The organism is Psychromonas sp. SP041, assembly GCF_000470315.2.
GTDB lineage: Bacteria > Pseudomonadota > Gammaproteobacteria > Enterobacterales > Psychromonadaceae > Psychromonas.
The window spans coordinates 47,430-66,744 of the sequence record NZ_CBRF02000002.1 but is presented as its reverse complement, the minus strand read 5'-3'; the positions used below and the strand labels follow the sequence as shown (position 1 = coordinate 66,744).

Sequence of the window (19,315 nt, the reverse complement as noted above, 5' to 3'; positions counted from 1 at the left end):
TTCTAGTAAGTTTAAGCGTGGATTTAAGACTATTAAGATAGGAATCCGTTTATATAAATATCACAAATCACTTATTTTACCTCTTATTTATCAAGCGCCTATATATTTATTTTGAGAGATTCACATCACAATAAATATTATTGTAATGCAAATAAAAATGGCTTTAAGGTTATTCTTATACTTTAGCTTAATCTACAGCATGCATTTACTTAGGAAGTTTCTATGAAGCGTATACCACCTCTACAATATTTGTTTACCAGTATCAGCGTATCATTACTTTTATCTGGCTGTACGCTTCCCCCTCCAGCTAGTGGTGTATTGCCTGCTGATATTACCGACTTGAGTTATTGGAAAATAACGCTTCCGTTAGAAGGTAATAGCGGCAAAGCGAGAGAAGTTGATGTCGGTAGTATTAATTCTTTTTACGATCCTAATTTTTTCTATGCGAATGCTGATCATGGTGTTGTTTTTGCGGCGCCAAACAAAGCTGCAACCACAGGTGGCTCAACTAATACACGTAGTGAGTTTAGGCAAATGATGAGTGGTGACTACGGAGGCGATCCCAAGTCTAAACGTAATAATTTTGCACTTTCCGCTAATCCTAATGCAAAAAAATTTGCTGATATAGGTGGTAAATTAGAAGCTACTTTAACAGTCGATGCTGTTTCTGTGCATGCAGGTTACCCAAATAAGCCACCAGCCTACTCAGTTGTTGTTGGGCAAATACATGCAGGGAAAGATGACAACCTGTTATATAACACCGATGACGCGTTTGGTTGGGGTAACGAGCCGATTAAAATTTATTATAAAAAATGGCCTAACCATACCAAAGGCTCTGTTTTTTGGACCTACGAAAAAAACCTTCCTAAAAGAGATCCAAACCGTACTGATGTCGCCTACCCTGTGTGGGGAAACTCGTGGGAAAACCCTGCAGAACCAGGTGACCAAGGTATCGCGTTAGGAGAAGAGTTTAGCTATATCATTAACGTTCACGACAATACTATGTACTTAACCTTCACAACCAAAAATCAACCTGAAGTTAAGTATGAAATTGATTTATCAAATAATATTAATGCTTACGGCAAAGCAGACGCATTGGATAACCCTAATGGTTATCAAAAAGATTGGTTTTATTTTAAAGCAGGTGCCTATAACCAATGTAGCAGCAAAGATGCACCGGGAATATGGTACACAAATTGTCCTGGTACAGGTGATTGGGCGATTGACAAAGCAAATGGCGATTACGTACAAGCCACTTTCTCTAAAATCGTGTTGGGCGCTTCTGAAGCGCCTACTAAATAAGTTATTAACCTGTTAACTGATTAAGTTATTAAGCTATTAAGTTATTAAGTTATGCACTTATGATCTGAATCCAAGTTATTTAAACAACTAACCTATTAACCTCAGTATTTTAAAAGCCGTTTACTAATATATTTCATTTAATGAGATCACTTTATTAGGGACGGCTTTTACCTCTACTGCTTAATCAATGTAGCGCCCCTACAAGATCACAGAAAAGGTACTCTCCTCTGGTATACCCAACTCAGCACGCTTGCTCAATTGCATCAAATTCAACTACATTAACTAATTCAACTAATCCAACTAATCCAACTACATTAATTAAATCAACTCATCTAAATAGGCTTAAGTATTCCTGCTTAAGTATCGTAAACCTTCTGCTTGTTTTTGCTAAATAAGTTCATTATTTGTAAAAGTTCTACGGTCGTCAGTTACAGTCAGTTTTAATGGGTCTCATTAATTAGGCTAGAACGGTTAATATGTGTTCAATTTAATGACGTTAATTTCAAACTTTTCTTCAATATATTGAACTACATAGCTATTTTCAGTTTAAAAACTTTATTTCTTTCATATTTCCTAATTAACTCTAATATTTAGTCTAAAGTTATTACTATAAGGTTATAAATATGACTTTATGGTAACAACTTTGTAGTTATTTTATTTTATAGTTATGTAATAGTTATGTAACAGTAATCCCGTTTTCACTCTTCTCTGGTTTTAATAACAAAAGTAATTGGTAGACATTAATATATTTCAATCTTGAGTAAATTATTGTAATTAAAGTCTAATGCCCACAAAGGGTTAAGGTTAATATGAATATTCAACAAAAACTTGTGGTCATCCCTCTTACCGTAATGCTTTTAGTCAGTACTGTTACCATGCTGATGGTTGAAAAGTATCTTGAATCGCATTTACTTGAACGTAACGCAACTGAATTAACCACGTTAGCAAAAGCATCCCTTGAGTCGATTAAAACATTAGAGTCGATAGAAGCAGAAGATCAGGGATATATCATTCGTGCTTTCCAGCGTTTAGCTGAAAATATTGCCCATGCTGGTGATTTTCGCATGACCTATATTGATGCAAAAGGGAAAGTGTTGGGAGATTCTGATATCGGGTTTGATCAGCTCATTCATATTGAAAACCATGCAGACAGACCTGAAATTGTACTCGCATTAACATCTGGCGTTGGTATCTCTCAGCGTTTTAGTAATACACTTAATGATGAGATGTTATATGTCGCTATTCGCTCAGGTGAAGCTCACTATACTGATAGCACATCTCATCTTAACCACCCTATTGTGGCACGTATTGCACGCTCTCAAGCTTCGATTCAAATTGCGATTAACGAGCTGAGAATCACGCTGTTTTTGACCGGCACCCTAAGCCTTTTTGCAGTGTTAATACTCGGCTTATTAAGTGCGAGAACAATGCATAAAACGGTACAAAACGAACGTTTTTTACTTGAAAAACGAGTTGAGGACCGCACGACAGAAATATCGATTCTACAAACCTTTGGTGGTCTGCTCAATGCCTGCTCTACATTGAAAGAAGCAGGACAAGTCATGAATACTGTCATTCCCAAATTATTACCTGAATTTAAAGGCTCCATCTCTATTATCAAATCTTCTCGTAACCGCTTAGATACGGTTGCAACGTGGGGAGACGATGATATATGGGTCGAGCGTTTTGCCCCCAATGAATGTTGGGCGCTGCGTAAAGGACATCAACATTTATCGACTGATCATGGCATTCAAATTACTTGTCAACATTGGAAAGAAGAACCTACAGAGCAAACGTTATGCATACCTTTACTTGCACAGGGGGAAACAATTGGGGTGCTACATTTTGTGATGTCACCAGAGATTGATATTGATAAACATCAAGCGATGTCCCATGCTATTGCAGAGCAAATTGGGTTAACGCTTGCTAATATTCAATTACGCGACAACCTTCGTGAACAAGCTATTCGAGACCCACTAACAGGGTTATTTAACCGTCGTTATATGACAGAATCATTGGAACAATGTTATAGCAGAGCTGAACGGACAGGTACCAGTATCGCTATTATGATGATCGACCTCGACCACTTTAAATTATTTAATGATAACTTTGGCCATGACGCAGGCGATCATGTTTTAAAAGCAGTGTCGCAAGTTTTAATTGATTCAATACGCCAAGAAGATATTGCTTGCCGTTATGGTGGTGAAGAATTTTGCATTGTTTGTCCGTCTGCCAATGACCAACAAGCATTATTAATTGCGGAGCGTATTGGGAAAGGTATTCGCTCTCTTGAACTCAGCATGAATCAATTGTCGTTAGGGACAGTGACAACCTCTATTGGCGTAGCCACTTACCCTGACCATGCAAAAACAATGGATGAAGTCATTAGTATTGCAGATGAAGCTTTGTATCTTGCTAAGAAAAACGGTCGTGACCGTGTAGAGATTGCCCCACTGAATATCGTTAAGAAAGTCGAAACTATTGAAGAATCGATTTCATCAGAAGATGAGGAGCCTAGCTAAATAGCCATCATTTTTTAGAGCGTCAAGGGGTAGATGTGAGTAACATATTGAAGTGAGTTAAGGTTAACTAGTTTTACTATTAACTCACCCAGTCTATTTACAAGTTTATCCACTTTGGATTTGCACACTGTTGACGACTTTAATTTATTTCTATTAATAGAGCCCTCTATGCTAATAGGGAATAAAATAGACTGACACTGAATTGCTTTTAACTCTTTAAATATTCATTAACTCGTCGCAAGAGCGAAATAAAAGTGAATAAATACCTACATGGCTCAATAAAAATTAGTAAATATATCGGCAACGCATCCAATAAAATAACTTAGTCAACACCTATCTAAACTGCCCTTCCCTGCTTTAAGTTTAAAGTTTAAATGAAAGTTAACTTTAAATATTTAATTTATGTCTTTTATTTCCTTAAACCATTAACATGAAAAAGCTTTTATCAAATAATTCTATGGAGAGAACATTGACTAATAAAGTAATGGCAGACTCAACATCAACAAACAATCGTATATTATGGATGGCTTTTTTAGGCTTGTTGATGACTAACTTATTTTGGGCGATTAATGCCATTTTAGCCCGTGGTTTTATGCCCGAAGTCGCCCCAATTGCCATGAATTTGTTCCGCTGGATTGGTGCACTTATATTGCTAACACCTTTTGCTCTCCCTCGTGTGATTAAAAGTTGGCCGACAATCCGTCCTCATTTATTGCCTTTATCTGGGTTAGCGGTATTAAGTATCGCTCTTTATAACAGCTTACTTTATGTAGCCGCGAATTTTACGACTGCCGTTAACATCACTCTAATTAATACACTGATTCCGATTGCGACACTTTTGATTGCATGGCGAGTCTTAGGCAACCGTCCGCGCTTACTGCAATCAATTGGTATGGCGATATCGATATTAGGTGTGTTATTGATTTTAACAAAAGGATATTTACCACATTTATTAAGCCTTAAGTTTAGTCAAGGTGATCTATTTATGATTGCAGCGGTAGTGATTTGGGCGTTGTTTACTGTGTTATTAAAAAAAATGTCTCTCAAATTGCCCGCCATTACAGTGCTTTATTTACTCATCATTCTTGGGCTACCTTTTTTAATGATCGGTTATGCCATTGAAGCGGTGTTTTTTAAGTTTTATTTTCCGTCATTAGAACACCTAAGTTTGTTTGCTTATCTATGGGTTTTCCCATCAATACTAGCCTACATATTTTGGACAAATGGCGTGGTCCGTCTTGGTCCTGAAAGCGCGTCGTTATCAATCACTTTAATGCCATTGTTCGGTGCCGCTCTAGCGATTGTATTTCTTGATGAATCAATCTACTGGTTTCATCTCGCAGGTGGATTATGTTCATTGGTAGGTATGCTACTCGCACTATTACCGGCCGATAAACTAGCAGGTTTTTTCAAATTAAATACACGAGAATCAAAGGTGTAATAGACTCTGATGTTTAGGTTTTACTTTTTGCTTTTAAGCTAAAAATAAAACCTAAGTTAATATGGCTACAACCCGCCAACGGTTGAGTTTTCCTAATTAATTCGCTTTAGTAAAGCTAAACAGGATGTTTGCATTAACGGAGAAGAGTGAGTGAATGCAGGTCGAAACGGTACATTTAAAATAATGATTTTAAACTTTGGATTAAATAAAAAAGTAATTAAATAAAAAATTGATTGAATAAAAAATGATTCGATGGCTAGTCTTTATCCTTATCTGCGCCTCTTTTCTTCTGGTAACAAAAAGGGCGCAGACACGACTAAACCAAAACTAACAGGATGAGCTAAAACTAACTAATACAAAAAATGGTTATCTTTTAACGTTTAAAAGACCCCTGTAACTTACAATTCAACCAATCTAATATTTCGCCATTTCACTTTTGTTACATTTTCACCATGAATCTGTAATGAAATACCACCCTCGCCTTTCTCTATTTCGGCATTATTAATAGTGACCATTTGAGTACCGTTAAGCCATGACGTAATTGAACCACCTTTTATCAGAATTTTCATTTCATTCCATTCCCCCATTTTAATTACAGCATCTTTTGAAGAATCGGGTTTAGCTAGCCACCCACTTTTGTACGCATTAATTCCACCCGTTTTATGTCCAGGAGGTGCGATTTCAACTTGCCAGCCAGTCGCTTTATTACCTTGAACGGTTGAGCGAACAAAGATCCCACTGTTACCTCTTTTTTCCTGTTTGTATTCTAAGGTCAGTACAAAGTCTTTGTAGTGCTTAATTGTGGATAAATAGCCAAAGGTATTATCAACGCCATTTTCACAGACTAATAATCCGTCTTCTACATACCATTGTTCAGTACCATGAATTTTCCAACCACTTAAATCCTCCCCATTAAACAACATAATGGACTTTGACTGGTCAACAATGGGAGGAGACACTAGATTCGAATTGTCAGTAACGTCAGTTGAGGTGCTTTTACAAGAGACAACAAAAGCCAGAGTGATACCGATAAGCAAACTATTTTTCATATTAGTAAAATATCCATAGTTGAAAGTGAGCTATCATACTAAGCAAGCGCAAACTGAAACACAATCGACCGATACGACAGTATTGACTTAATAATCATTTCGCATCAATAATAAACCGTTTATACACTTTAGCTTTAATCTACCCAATAGGATCCATCTTCAATGGTAGAGATAAAACATGAGAAATATGGCATTATACGCGGCTGTTCCTTTACTTATTGTTAAAAAGGAGCTTTTACATTAACAATTTAATTAAGTGTGTCATGGCCATTTAATAACAAATACTGACGTCGAAACTATCACTCCTCATAGCTTCGTTCATCCCCAATTAGAGACAATAAATGGCAAAGCGTAAATCTAGTTTTTTAAGTAATATATGGTCGAAGATATGGCGTTTACTGTTGGCGTTAGTGTTGTTCGTCGCACTCATCTTACTGATGTTTCGCTTTGTCCCTCTGCCGACGACTGCATTTATGCTACAAAGCCCTTACCCTGTTACTCAACAATGGGTCAGTATTGATAAGCTACCGCAGAATATGGCATTAGCCGTTGTAGCTTCTGAAGATCAACGGTTCCCAGAACATTTTGGTGTCGATTTTACCGCGATCATTAATGCGGTAGAACAATACGGGGATGGTGATGGCCTTCGTGGCGCAAGTACGATTACTCAACAAACAGCCAAAAACCTTTTCCTTTGGTCTGGTCGAAGCTTTATTCGTAAAGGTTTAGAAGCAGGCTTTGCACTAAGCCTTGAAGCTATTTGGGGTAAGCGACGTATTTTAGAAGTGTACTTAAATATCGCTGAATTTGGTCAAGGTATTTATGGTGTTGAAGCAGCCAGTCAACATTATTTCGGTAAGTCCGCACGTTATCTAACTAAACATCAAACGGCACAGTTGGCGGTACTATTACCTAGCCCACGAACTCGCGACCCTCGCCGTTTGACTGCAACACTTAGCCAAAGAGTTGTTTGGATTGAACGACAAATGAGGCAACTTGGAACGGGTTATTTAACACCTATTTTTGAAGATTAAAAAGGAGACGATTTAAAAAGCCTCGTTAATTTTTAAAAATAGAATCATTGAATAGATCAGCAGTTAACCTGTTGATGAGTGAACCTGATAGTTAGTTAGCCAGGTAAGTAGCGATGTAAGTAACTAAACAAGTAACTAGCTAACTATCTATCTAACTAACTATCAATAAATTAACGTTTTTTCTTCATGCCTTGCACAGCCTTAAACCTCGGATTTGATTTACAAATAACATAGGTCCGCCCGCGTCGTTTAACTACTTGACAGTCTGAACTGCGTGTTTTGGCACTTTTTAAAGAACTCAATACCTTCATTATTTACTCCTAAGGCTTCCAAAACGATTATTGAACTTAGCAATTTGCCCTTCCTGTTTAGCCGCTCGTTGCTTACCAGTGTATTGAGGGTGTGATGCACTCGAGATATCGATAGGTAAATAAGGGTAAACCTTACCTTCATACTCTATCGTTCTATCTGTTTGTAAGGTTGACCCAATCACAAAATAAACCTCTGCTGCTGTGTCATGAAACACAACTTCTTGGTAATCCGGGTGAATATTTTCTTTCATTGTTGATCCTCTTTTTTATTGTTACGTTATAACATAACAATAAAAAGAAGGTAGATCAATATAGATGATACTTATTATCATTAGTATTTAACTGATCTCTTTGTTGATAGCTGATGTATAAATGTTATTCATGCTAGTAATACCAATCACACTAATTAACTGATCTATTTTACTGGTTAAAATAACTTATTTCTTCGTTTTAAATTTCGTAAAGGAAACAACCATTAAAGAATTAACATCCTTTGGTTAATTCTCCGATAGACGATTAACGAAGTTAATCTTCGAAAGGCTCAATTTATGCCTTAAACTAAGTCATTTTTCCTGCACAAAATTTAGATCACTTATTTAATGTAATCGGTATAAGATGCTAACGCCTCAATAAGATTTGATATCAATCTTTTTGATTTTATTGCTATAGGAGGGTCTTAAATGAAAGAAGTCTCTTCATAAATTGTAGAGACTAGTGAGTCTGTTGGTTATCTGACTAGACATCGAACTTTGCGATTAACAATGTAAGACGCGCTATTATGCCCTAGTCAGTAAGTTCACGATTATCGCCCTTTGACCGCAAGGCTTAGTTAAAGAGTTGTCTAGATTGAACGAAGAATAAGACAACTTAATACAGATTATTTAGTTAATTATTTGGCTTTTTCACTGTTTCATTTTTACCGAAAAAAGTGACCAATAATGCAACAACAACACCTACAAAACCAAGACTTGAAAATAACAGGCTATATTCGCTTTTAGTACCAGAAAGATTAAGTAAGCTAGTAACAAGTAATAGTGAAACGCCTAGCATTTTAGCAAATGCAAGTGTTGTATTTAAACTAAACCAAACATGACAAGAAGGACATTGCTTCTCTACGTAAATGCCTTTCTTCTTAATATTCTTAATATCTTTAACGTTAATTTTAGCTTGGCAACCTGGACATGTTACTTTCATTTTATGTTCCTTTGATTCAAATTTACTTATTACGCTCTAATTCTAAAATGAGTGTATATAAGACATGTTTCTTGAGCAAAAAATTGCAGCAAGTCCAAATATTTAACGCGTAATATCATCTCGTTTTATTCTTATCTTGATCTAAGAACGACAAGGCTAAAATCACTTTATAAAGAGAGTTTTTTTAATTCAATTGTTTAATATTATAAATTGACAGCGCAGTTTAGTTAAATGACCTCGCTAAAAGTACGAGCTTTCAAACCCTGCTTTAATAAATGCAACGAGCAACATGATGAACACTAATATAGGTAAAATTTTACTGTATTTAGCTTGCTGCTTTTCATCTACTGGTTTGGCAAAGCGCTCACCTAGCGTCACCATCAATACTAGAGCCAAAAATAACGCGCCTAGGATAATTAATATTGTCATGAACATGGCCTTATTAGCTGTTGATTGTTAATTAAGAATTATAAATTTAGTCACTTTACTATTTAACTTTTATTCTCGTTAATTAAATATAAATTGCATTAAAATCATAAGGTTACATCTCTTATTATACAATAACATTAGTATTACGTAGTTCAAGGCGAATCACCTCTCAATAACGATTTATTGAGAGGTGATTTAACGCAGAAATCCACGAAAATAGCGGTATTGTATCGCTTTGATTATCCAGAAATGAGGTTCTTTATCATCTTTTTTTATTGACAGACAGAACTTAAAATACGACTGCTTGAAATACTGTTTGATTGAAGCTCACTACGGATTTTATCTACTAGAGTATAATCAAACGCACTCTCAAATGTCATTGAAATAGACAGCTCAAATGCCCCCTGAATATAACTATTTTGATTGGTTGATACATCATGTGACAATATTTTAAAACGTTTCAATTGATGTTTTTTACCGAATGCTTTTAATTGTTCTATTTTCTGCTTGTAAATTTCGCTAACACTTTGCTCTTTAGTAATGCTAGCAACAGAGTAATAACTCACTTGATTCATTTCTACATCTGTACAATTCAAATTTTCTTCAGCAGCTGCTCCAATGACAGGGTATAGGCTTAATCCAAGCACTAATGCAGGTAATAATTTCATAATGTGTCCTTAATTATAATAATTTTTTGTGTTTTTAAATTCACTAATCAAACACAAATTAAAACACAAATTAAAACACAAACTTTATCAATTTAACATCAAACACGAATAAGTGTTTGCATAAATTGATTGATATACACATTGCCGTTGAAGGTACTTTGTCATCGTGAACCTTTACTACAGCTTTTATTCGCTATGTTACTCTTGTGTAATATTCAATTTTTAAACATTAACGGCTGTCTTCTTTTAACCTAATGAGATATTTTGTAAGTAAAGAAAGTGCTGCAACTCATCATTATGCACACTTATAATTTGTAGCGTGGAGTAAATAGAATGGAAACAAATAATATGCGCTTTAAAGCTGATTATGAAGAAGAAACAATTACTTTTGATCAAGTTAGTGAGCTACCCGGTAATACGATACTTGAGTTCGGTGCACCTTGGTGTGGTCACTGTCAGGCAGCGCAGTCCGCTGTAAAAGAAGTGTTGACGTTACCTTCAGGACCTTTAGAGCTATCTCATATAAAAATCTATGACGGGAAAGGTAAACGATTGGGTAGAATGTTTAAGGTGAAGCTTTGGCCAACATTAATTCTTTTACAAAACGGCAATGAAGTGGCTCGTTTAGTCAGGCCATTGCAACCTGATGAAGTACGTGAGCTAGTGTCAAAAATCAGCTAACAAAATTAGATAACTAAGCCAAAAAATTAAGCTCAATCACTAAATCAAATAATTAAACCAAAAGTTAAACCAAAAGTTAAACCAAAAGTTAAACCAAAAACTAAACTAAAGAATTCAATCAGAGAGTTCTACCAAAAAAATCTCAGAGACCTAACGTTATAAATGTCAAAAGGTAAGGAAAATCGCCATCTGTGGTTTTAGCTTTGAGTTTATACCAATGGAATTAAATAAGTGATCAGAGATTGCGCAGGAAAAATTAACACTAATAAGGCGTGAGTTGTAGGAGATAGTTGTTCTCACTTCAAAAATAACAATGCAGTTAGGGGTGATTTTAACCAGCAAGAATGATCACCTTATTAATTCTTTTGGTATTACTTTGAGACTGTAATAAAAACTGTTTAATTGACTTATTTAGTGGCTTTAATTTCCTGCTAAACTAAATCATTTAAGTTATTAAAAATCATAAGTTTAGTGGCAAAAATGACGATCATATTGATAAATCACCGCGGTCTTACTCTGTGAGTTTATTGAGCTCCAATTGGCTAACTGCGGGTGTTCTTGCATCATTGTGAATAACACTTTTGCACGTGTATCGACTTTGCTATTAAAGTGCTCATTATCAGTTTTATATTTAAAAGATATCTCAGCAACGATAGCTTGGGTTTTACTAACTAACTCGTTGTACCATAAGGTTAATGTGAACTCTGCATTCAAAGCGGCTATTTCGTCTATACTGCCTATTTTGACAGCGGTATTTTTATAGACATATTCGCTTACCGTTAAACCACTTACTTTCTCAATCGCTAAATTTTCATCAAAGAGTTTATTTTTTAAGCCTGGGTATAAACGGACAGGATCATCCATTTTATTCAATTTTTTACCCTTTCCAATTTTTTGTGTAGTCGAAGATGAATAGGTACTGATAAAAGGCACTGCAACATCCTCTTCAAATTTACTTTTAGCCTTAGGCTTTGTTCCGCTAAGATCTTGTATACTAGCAAGTAATTGATCTGAGCTACGAAATTTCAATGTGACCTTACGTTTACTATCTTCAATTCTTTCTCGAAAACTATAGCCAGCATTAAGTAAGTCACAACTGCCTTTCACATCATAAAATGAAACAGTCCTGCTTTTTTCTAGGTTTAAACGACCTGATGCCTTGGATTTTAAAGCGCCCTTTTCAATCAGGTTTTTCAGTACTTTCCAGTAATCATTTATTTTACTCATTCTGACTGATTCATGACCAGTAAATAAGCTCGGATTTAATAAGATTTTATATTCACGAGTACCTACTTCTACATTTGCTGCAGATACGTTAATAGATAAACATAACATAGCGAATGGTATTATTTTGTAAGCCATAGTTTTGTTCATGTAACTCTCTTTATTAAATAAACTTGATTTGACCACTTACAAGAACACTTATACTTTTTCTTATTTCTTATGATTTCATCAGCATTATAAAATATATTAACCAATCGTTTTCTCATGCCACAATAATCATAAAGCAGAATCAATTAAATTGACTTATTGCAGCAACCTTACTGTCATTAAATCTTTACCAACATAGATCTTCCCTTTATAACCACTCTCCCGAGTAGATTTTAAATAATCTTTTTCACTTAGCGCGCCACCCGGCACAGTATGCGGTCCTAACTTTTCAGCTCCGATAGCTGGAACTAAATGCGTTAACATTAGCTGACTAACATTCGCTCGTTTAGCTAATGCACCGAGATCCGTTGAGGTGCTTTGTCGATAAAAGATTGGCGCAGGAAAAGTACTACCATAGGTAGGACCAATATATGGATGGATGGTAGAATGTACTAAAATATCAGCATTTTTAGACAGTAATTCGACATTTTTTGAAGTAGAGCTACCCCTTGGAGGTGTTAACTTCTCATTGCCTGCATCTCCCCCAATAACGACAGAACCAGCAGGAGAATCAACTCGGTAGGATAAATTACCAGGAATATGCGAAGAAGCAATCGCACTCACAATAACCTCACCAGACTGCCATACGACTTTAGGGTCATTCGATAATGCGACAGGCATGAAATTAATCAAATCATTAGGTCCATTCTTATTACGTTTTTTACTTTCAGAAATTCTTTGCGTAATTTCACCTGCATATAATGCTGCATCAGCAATATGAGTAGCGAATTGTTCACAACTCATTACACGAGAAAATACACCACTAGCTTCTACATCTTCACTACAAACTAAATCAAGTTTTTTAGAGAAACTGTGCCAGCGAGTTTGTGCAATATCAATTAACCCAACGGTATGATCAGAATGTAAATGCGTCAGAAAAACAGCATTAAGCATATTGGGGTGCACATCAAGCTCTGCAAGCCTTAATGCAGTCCCTCTACCAGCATCAAATTGTAAAAAGATATCACTACAACCATTATTGATTGTTCCTACTTTCACTAAAGTACCAGCACCAGCAAGCCCTTTATAAACATCTGGGCCACCGTGCGTGCCAGTAAGGCTAACCTCCATACATTGTTTATCTTGTGCAAAAGCATTCATACTAAAAGCCAATAGAAATAGGCTTAAAAATTTAATAAATTGAGTCATCTAATACCATCCGTTGTAATTGATTAATGCAGCTTTTTTATAAGTTTAAGGACGAAAAAATTCTCACTAAACCTTAATGGCAAAGTGTTTGTCGTCGAGCCATCATAATTGACAAAAAGTTATACTCTAGACATTGGAAATTAAAAATATTGTGTATTAATTATTTTGATCTACTAAGAACGATTCTATATCAAAAATAACCACGAGTTAAAATTAATAGCTTATCTATTTTACTTGTTAAAACAGTCCACTTCCTTGTTGTAAATTTCACAAAGGAAACTGCTATTAAGGAATTAACATCTTTTGATTAATTCTCCGATAGACGATTAACGAAGTTAATCGTCTATCGGCTCAATTTACGCCTGAATTGAATTATTTTTACAGTGCAAAATTTAGATAACATATTTAATGTAATCCGCATAACTTATCGTTCACAAGAGTCTAACTGCACACTTTTTACAGAGACATTGATTGATTAATAAAAACTAATTTAAAGAAAAACACTGTTTATTGAGAATAAAAAGATAAATGTGAGCACATAAAAAAGGAATAATTAATTAGATAACCAAGGAATTAGGGAAGCTGAATCACTACGTTAAAAATGATATTAAAATTAAACAACTTTACTTGGTCCAAATACAAAAAAGTAAAACAAAAAGAAAAGTTCGATGCTTTTATTTAAAAATACAATGTTAAAAATGAATGTTATTTTTAATTTTCATTCGATCTAATATAATACCTAAATTTATATTTATTATATTAATTTAGAACAAGGACACAAACTTACCACAACACAAAAACATCACAAAAAACACAACCTTGAAATTAAATTGTAATACTATTATTACATTTATTTTATTGTTCAATAATATAGAAATCAACAAAAAACCTTAAAAAACAGGCATAAAAGCATTAAAAACCACAAAAAAGCTTATAAAAAACAATTTTTATAATACCTCCATAATTATGCAATTATCTTCATCAAATATATTTAAACCTACAAGACTACAATATACGAGCTATTATTAGTTGGCTATTTTTTGACTTTAATTTATTGAGACTCACTTATCATAATTGTTTTAAGTATAAATTTAATAAAATTTAACGTGTTACTTTCTATTTGAATCGAACGTAAAGGGCTTAAAAATTTAATTATAAATTATTTTTATTTGGTCATTATTTAACGATTTAGATAATCGCTTTTTAAACATGGATAGTTGCATTTAAATAAGATTTTAAGCTGAAATTAATAAAAGCTTTTATTGTTTTATTACAACTAATGAATAGCATTTTAAAATTAAGGAAGTTGTTGTATGAAAAAAACATCATTGAGAAAATCAATCATTGTTGCGATGTCTGTACTAAGTTACAGTGCATTTGCTGCTGACACAGCACCATATAATTATGAAAATAGTTGGGGTAACACACCATTCCAATCAGCTTTAGATCAAGTCAAACTTACTTCTCCTGATGGTTCAACTAAACTTGCAGATGCGAGCTCTAGCGATCCAGATCTTTCATTTGATGGTTACGTTACTAGTGACTTTAAAGTGCCAAGTGGCAAAAACTACATGCAAATTACCCATGAAGGTAATGCATCATCACGTACTGAGTTTCGCCATTTAACAGAATTTTCCAGTTCAGATGCGAATCGTATGCAAGGTACTATTAGAGTTTCTTCAACGTCATCTGGCTTAGATGAAGTAACAGTACTTCAAGTCCATCATGAAGATAGCAAAAATATCGGTGCGCCTTTAATGCGAATCGCTCAAATTGTTGAAAACGGTACTAAGTTCTATGAAGCTAAATTAAGATTATCTGCTTGTGATAAAGATTCATGTGATGCCGAATATGATACATATCGTTGGTTAGATGAAGATGGAGAAGCAACAGTTAACCCAAAAAAGAATAGATCTTTCTATGTTCGAGTAAAAGAAGGTGTCGTTAAAATGCTATTAGATGGTGAACGTGGAACATTAATGTGCGCTAATAGTGGAGAATATACAGCTTCAAATTGTAGTAGTTCTGAAAAAGAACATACTAATAGTAGCGGTGATCATGTTATTGATAGCGACTGGCCTGATTATGGTTTCTACTTTAAAACCGGTGCTTATATACAAGATGCAGGTAAAGCAGTCGTGAGATACAAGTCTCTAACATTTCATGTTAATGACTAATTAACCTTAAAAAGTTAAAATAGAATATCCTTGTAAACCCATAATGAATAAGAGTACGTACCAGTCTGTTGATAGATCTCTTATTTATTATGGCTTTAAAATGACAATTTTATTAAATAACAATACTAATACCATAGCTAAAAAATGATATTTAAGTACAAGCTAAAGGTAATTTAAACCGTTTAACCCACTCTTTAGAATAACTAATACCAATGGAATTAAATAAGTGATCAGAGATTGCGCAGGAAAAATTAACACTAATAAGGCGTGAGTTGTAGGAGATAGTTGTTCTCACTTCAAAACTCACAACGCAGTTAGGGGTAATTTTAACCAGCAAGAATGATCACCTTATTAATTCTTTTGGTATAACATACTATTTATATAGTGCTGCAACTATTTTATATCTCATTCAATAGCCAAATATAGGCTAATAATGCACTTACTATCTTATCACCAGTCAATAAAAAGCATTCATTTTAAAGGATTAGCTCATCATCATTTAAAAAACAACAAAATCACCTCCCCTTAAAAAAAACACAAAAGCTATCAAAAAAGCCAATAACAATCAAAAATACCTATCAATAGAATAGAAACTTCCCATTTTACTTAATGATAACAATTATCAATAATACTCACACAAACACAGAGACCTTAATACGAGACCAATATTATGATAAAAACAATCACTTTTGCAGTTATCCACTTCAGTATCGCAACGTTACTTGCTTTTGCTTTAACAGGAGATTTTTTATTAGGCAGCTTGATCGCTATCATTGAACCCGCAGTTAATACCGTTGCTTTTTATTTCCACGAGAAAGTTTGGCAACATGTGCCTTTCCTTAAGCAACGCGCATCAATGACAAAGGTAAAAACAATGAGCTTTGCAGTTATTCACTTTAATGTTGCCTTCATTGTAACCTATGCTTTAACTGGTGATGCTTTCTTAGGTGGTTTAATGGCCGCAATTGAACCTACTATTAACTCTTTTGCTTACTTCTTCCACGAAAAAGCGTGGGATGAGAAAAAACAGAACAATGAATATGAAGCAGAGCAAACGGCTTACGCTTAATTTGAAATAATACCAATGGAATTAAATAAGTGATCAGAGATTGCGCTGGAAAAATTAACACTAATAAGGCGTGAGTTGTAGGAGATAGTTGTTCTCACTTCAAAAATCACAACGCAGTTAGGGGTGATTTTAACCAGCAAGAATGATCTCCTTATTAATTCTTTTGGTATAAGTACCATTATAGTTAAAACAGCCCCCCGCTGATTGTAACGAATAAACTCCCTCCCTTTTTTTGGGGGGGACTATAAATGTAATAAGAAGCTCAATGAACAAAACTAGGTAAACAGTTTTATTGACAGGGCTTTATTGACAGGAGCAGGAGTAAGAAAAAGTAATGGATAAAGTAATGATCATTACTTTCTTATTAACATCTAAGCTATAACGTTATCATCTCCTTCATTTCCTTTCTGCAATCAGCCTTTTTACATAACACCGGTTATTCATCACCCTTCACATAACAATTTTACCAACCTCTATTCTTTTGAATAATTGCAACATCAGATTTTATTTTCATAAATCAAATAAAAACCAATCTATATCAATTCACAAGCCAAGTGACTATGATGTCATCCCTTTACAATTTGGATGATTTAAAACGTCATTTTTCATCACTTTTAACAACTTTTAGAGACTTGTAATGAACAACAACAAAAAAAACTCAACTCAATCTGCTGGAGCATGGACTCGCTTAGAACTATGGAAGAAAATTCTTATTGGGATGATTCTGGGTGTTATCGCGGGTACTTGGATGGGCCCCGATGCAGAGATTTTTAAACCGTTAGGTACGCTTTTCATTAACGCAATTAAAATGCTAATTGTCCCGCTGGTTTTTTTCTCCCTTATTGTTGGTATTACTTCAATGCAAGATACCAGCAAAATGGGACGGATTGGTCTTAAAGCGATTGTACTTTATTTAGGAACAACCGCTGTCGCGATTACTATTGGTCTTGGTCTTGCTACCATTTTTACACCAGGTGCAGGCTTAGACATGGTTGCAATGACTGCTGATGCAGAAATACCAAATGCGCCTACTTTAGTACAAACATTACTTAACATGATCCCTAAGAATCCAGTCGGCGCGCTTGCTGCAGGTAATATATTACAAATTATCGTATTTGCTATTGGTTTAGGTGTTTCACTGGTATTAGTGGGTGAAAAAGGTAATCCAGCCATTAAGCTTTTTGAAAGCCTTGCTGAAGCAATGTATAAATTAACTGAGCTAGTAATGAAACTTGCACCTTATGGTGTATTTGGCCTAATGGCTTGGGTTTCAGGTAAATACGGAGCGGATGTACTACTACCACTAGTAAAAGTAATCGCTGTTGTTTACTTAGGTGCGATAATTCACGTTGTTGTATTTTACAGTGGCATGATCAGTATTTTAGGTCGTTTAAACCCGATACGTTACTTAAAAAGTTTAATGAACCCAGCGGCTGTTGCGTTTACGACAACAAGTAGCTCAGGTACGCTCCCAGCGACGATTAAAGCTTCTCGTGAAGAGTTAGGCGTTTCTAAAGGTGTTTCAAGTTTTGTATTGCCTTTAGGTGCAACGATCAACATGGATGGAACAGCTTTATATCAAGGTGTTTGTGCGCTATTTATTGCACAAGCATTTGGTGTCGACCTTGCAGCTTCTGATTACGTTACTATCATTTTAACCGCAACGTTAGCTTCTGTCGGTACTGCTGGTGTCCCTGGTGCTGGCTTAATAATGCTTTCATTAGTATTAACAACAGTTGGTCTTCCACTTGAAGGCTTAGCAATTGTTGCTGGTATTGACCGTATTCTTGATATGGCACGTACAACAGTTAATATTTGTGGTGACATGATGGTTTCATTATTAGTTGCTAAAAGTGAAGGTGAGCTTGATAAAGACATCTTCGACGGTAAGAAAACACTTGAAGAAACAGCATAACCTTTATATTTAAACAGTTACCTTTAGAACACGTATCTGTAAAAAGCTAACCTGTAAAACGTTCGCTTTTAATAAAGAATAGACGCCACTTTAACCAGTGGCGTTTTTATTACAAAACATTTACTTATACCAATGGAATTAAATAAGTGATCAGAGATTGCGCAGGAAAAATTAACACTAATAAAGCGTGAGTTGTAGAAGATAGTTGTTCTCACTTCAAAACTCACAACGCAGTTAGGGGTAATTTTAACCAGCAAAAATGATCACCTTATTAATTCTTTTGGTATTATTAAGACCTTCCATCGAAAAGCATCACGGCACCCCTTCTTTTTTTGCTCTGCAATAATTCAAACCACTACAACTACTATTTATATTTATATTTATATTTATATTTATATTTATATTTATATTTATCAAGTTGTAACAAAGTTAAATTTACAAGTGAATATTGTTTTGTATCAACTAGAAAATAAAATAGTTGGTTATAGTGTTTTCCAATTAAACTCGCTTGGAGAGAACAAAAGATGAATCAATCAATTCACGGACATCAAGTAATAGAAATACTTGAAAAGTCTGGCAAGGCTTATACAAAACAAACATTGAAGGCAATGATTTTAAAGACCTTTGGGGATAGTGCTCGCTTTCATACTTGTATGGGGAGTGATTTAACGGTTGATCAACTCATAGATTTTTTAAAATCTAAAGGGAAATTTGTAGAGTCTACTTATTGAATTAATCTACCTAGCTTAAAAACTAACTCTGCGTTTCAACCTTCGATCAGGACTCACCATTGTTATCATGTTGCGCCTTGATTTAAAGTCCAAGCTAACGACTGCACAAAGCACCTTAAACGGTAACGGGCATATATAAAAAAGTAAGTAGTGATCGATAAATAACTTAAATGACAAAATAATAAGATGATTCATTCATACTTAAAAAATAG

17 protein-coding genes and 1 pseudogene are annotated in these 19,315 nt (G+C 34.7%); 10 read left to right on the top strand and 8 right to left on the bottom strand.

Going from position 1 to position 19,315, the window contains the following annotated elements:
* The first annotated feature begins 222 nt into the window (after positions 1-222).
* The 3 genes from SP041_RS01695 to SP041_RS01685 all read left to right on the top strand — a co-directional run bounded on the left by SP041_RS01695 (position 223) and on the right by SP041_RS01685 (position 5,265).
* On the top strand, positions 223-1,302 hold the full coding sequence (locus SP041_RS01695; RefSeq protein WP_025562429.1) for a polysaccharide lyase family 7 protein: 1,080 nt from the start codon (positions 223-225) through the stop codon (positions 1,300-1,302).
* An 809-nt stretch (positions 1,303-2,111) separates the two neighbouring features.
* Positions 2,112-3,824 (top strand): diguanylate cyclase, encoded by a 1,713-nt coding sequence (locus tag SP041_RS01690; RefSeq protein WP_025562428.1) that lies wholly within the window; start codon positions 2,112-2,114, stop codon positions 3,822-3,824.
* A gap of 469 nt (positions 3,825-4,293) precedes the next feature.
* Positions 4,294-5,265, top strand: coding sequence for a DMT family transporter (locus SP041_RS01685; protein WP_025562427.1), 972 nt, complete (start codon positions 4,294-4,296; stop codon positions 5,263-5,265).
* Positions 5,266-5,663: 398 nt separating this feature from the next.
* Here the strand turns inward: SP041_RS01685 and SP041_RS01680 are convergent, their stop codons facing one another.
* Complete coding sequence (locus SP041_RS01680; RefSeq protein ID WP_025562426.1) at positions 5,664-6,314, bottom strand: DUF1080 domain-containing protein; 651 nt, start codon at positions 6,312-6,314, stop codon at positions 5,664-5,666.
* Between the two features lie 341 nt (positions 6,315-6,655).
* On the opposite strand from SP041_RS01680, the gene mtgA reads away from it, so the two are divergent.
* Entirely contained in the window at positions 6,656-7,348 is a 693-nt protein-coding gene (gene mtgA / locus SP041_RS01675) for a monofunctional biosynthetic peptidoglycan transglycosylase (protein ID WP_025562425.1), read from the top strand.
* A gap of 170 nt (positions 7,349-7,518) precedes the next feature.
* Here the strand turns inward: mtgA and ykgO are convergent, their stop codons facing one another.
* The 5 genes from ykgO to SP041_RS01650 form a co-directional block, all read right to left on the bottom strand.
* Positions 7,519-7,659, bottom strand: a complete 141-nt coding sequence (ykgO, locus tag SP041_RS01670; RefSeq protein WP_025562424.1) for a type B 50S ribosomal protein L36 — start codon at positions 7,657-7,659, stop codon at positions 7,519-7,521.
* A complete protein-coding gene (locus tag SP041_RS01665) occupies positions 7,659-7,910 on the bottom strand; it encodes a type B 50S ribosomal protein L31 (protein ID WP_025562423.1) in 252 nt (83 codons plus the stop codon). The genes ykgO and SP041_RS01665 overlap by 1 nt, the downstream gene beginning before the upstream one ends.
* A 634-nt stretch (positions 7,911-8,544) precedes the next feature.
* Positions 8,545-8,853, bottom strand: a complete 309-nt coding sequence (locus tag SP041_RS01660) for a hypothetical protein (protein WP_025564750.1) — start codon at positions 8,851-8,853, stop codon at positions 8,545-8,547.
* 240 nt (positions 8,854-9,093) lie between these two features.
* Positions 9,094-9,282: a hypothetical protein gene (locus tag SP041_RS01655; protein ID WP_025564751.1), complete on the bottom strand. Its 189-nt coding sequence runs from the start codon at positions 9,280-9,282 to the stop codon at positions 9,094-9,096.
* 272 nt (positions 9,283-9,554) lie between these two features.
* A complete protein-coding gene (locus tag SP041_RS01650; protein ID WP_025564752.1) occupies positions 9,555-9,950 on the bottom strand; it encodes a hypothetical protein in 396 nt (131 codons plus the stop codon).
* Between the two features lie 333 nt (positions 9,951-10,283).
* Between SP041_RS01650 and SP041_RS01645 the strand changes: the two genes are divergently transcribed.
* Entirely contained in the window at positions 10,284-10,631 is a 348-nt protein-coding gene (locus SP041_RS01645; protein ID WP_025564753.1) for a thioredoxin family protein, read from the top strand.
* A gap of 468 nt (positions 10,632-11,099) precedes the next feature.
* On the opposite strand, the gene SP041_RS01640 is transcribed toward SP041_RS01645, so the two are convergent.
* Positions 11,100-12,005 carry a hypothetical protein gene (locus SP041_RS01640; RefSeq protein ID WP_025565744.1) on the bottom strand — a complete coding sequence of 302 codons (906 nt, stop codon included), beginning with the start codon at positions 12,003-12,005 and terminating at the stop codon, positions 11,100-11,102.
* Positions 12,006-12,158: 153 nt separating this feature from the next.
* The gene (locus SP041_RS01635; protein ID WP_025565743.1) at positions 12,159-13,211 is read right to left on the bottom strand and encodes an MBL fold metallo-hydrolase; all 1,053 of its coding nucleotides are present in this window, start codon (positions 13,209-13,211) and stop codon (positions 12,159-12,161) included.
* A 1,313-nt stretch (positions 13,212-14,524) separates the two neighbouring features.
* Between SP041_RS01635 and SP041_RS01630 the strand changes: the two genes are divergently transcribed.
* From SP041_RS01630 to SP041_RS01615, 5 genes and pseudogenes are all read left to right on the top strand, one after another.
* A complete protein-coding gene (locus tag SP041_RS01630) occupies positions 14,525-15,388 on the top strand; it encodes a polysaccharide lyase family 7 protein (protein WP_025565742.1) in 864 nt (287 codons plus the stop codon).
* 670 nt (positions 15,389-16,058) lie between these two features.
* Positions 16,059-16,220 (top strand): annotated as a pseudogene (locus tag SP041_RS20970) (DUF2061 domain-containing protein); the annotation flags it as partial.
* A 24-nt stretch (positions 16,221-16,244) separates the two neighbouring features.
* A complete protein-coding gene (locus SP041_RS20965) occupies positions 16,245-16,457 on the top strand; it encodes a DUF2061 domain-containing protein (RefSeq protein WP_205961153.1) in 213 nt (70 codons plus the stop codon).
* A gap of 637 nt (positions 16,458-17,094) precedes the next feature.
* The gene (locus SP041_RS01620; RefSeq protein ID WP_025565892.1) at positions 17,095-18,372 is read left to right on the top strand and encodes a dicarboxylate/amino acid:cation symporter; all 1,278 of its coding nucleotides are present in this window, start codon (positions 17,095-17,097) and stop codon (positions 18,370-18,372) included.
* Between the two features lie 524 nt (positions 18,373-18,896).
* Complete coding sequence (locus tag SP041_RS01615; RefSeq protein WP_037049419.1) at positions 18,897-19,103, top strand: YecH family metal-binding protein; 207 nt, start codon at positions 18,897-18,899, stop codon at positions 19,101-19,103.
* Positions 19,104-19,315 lie beyond the last annotated feature (212 nt).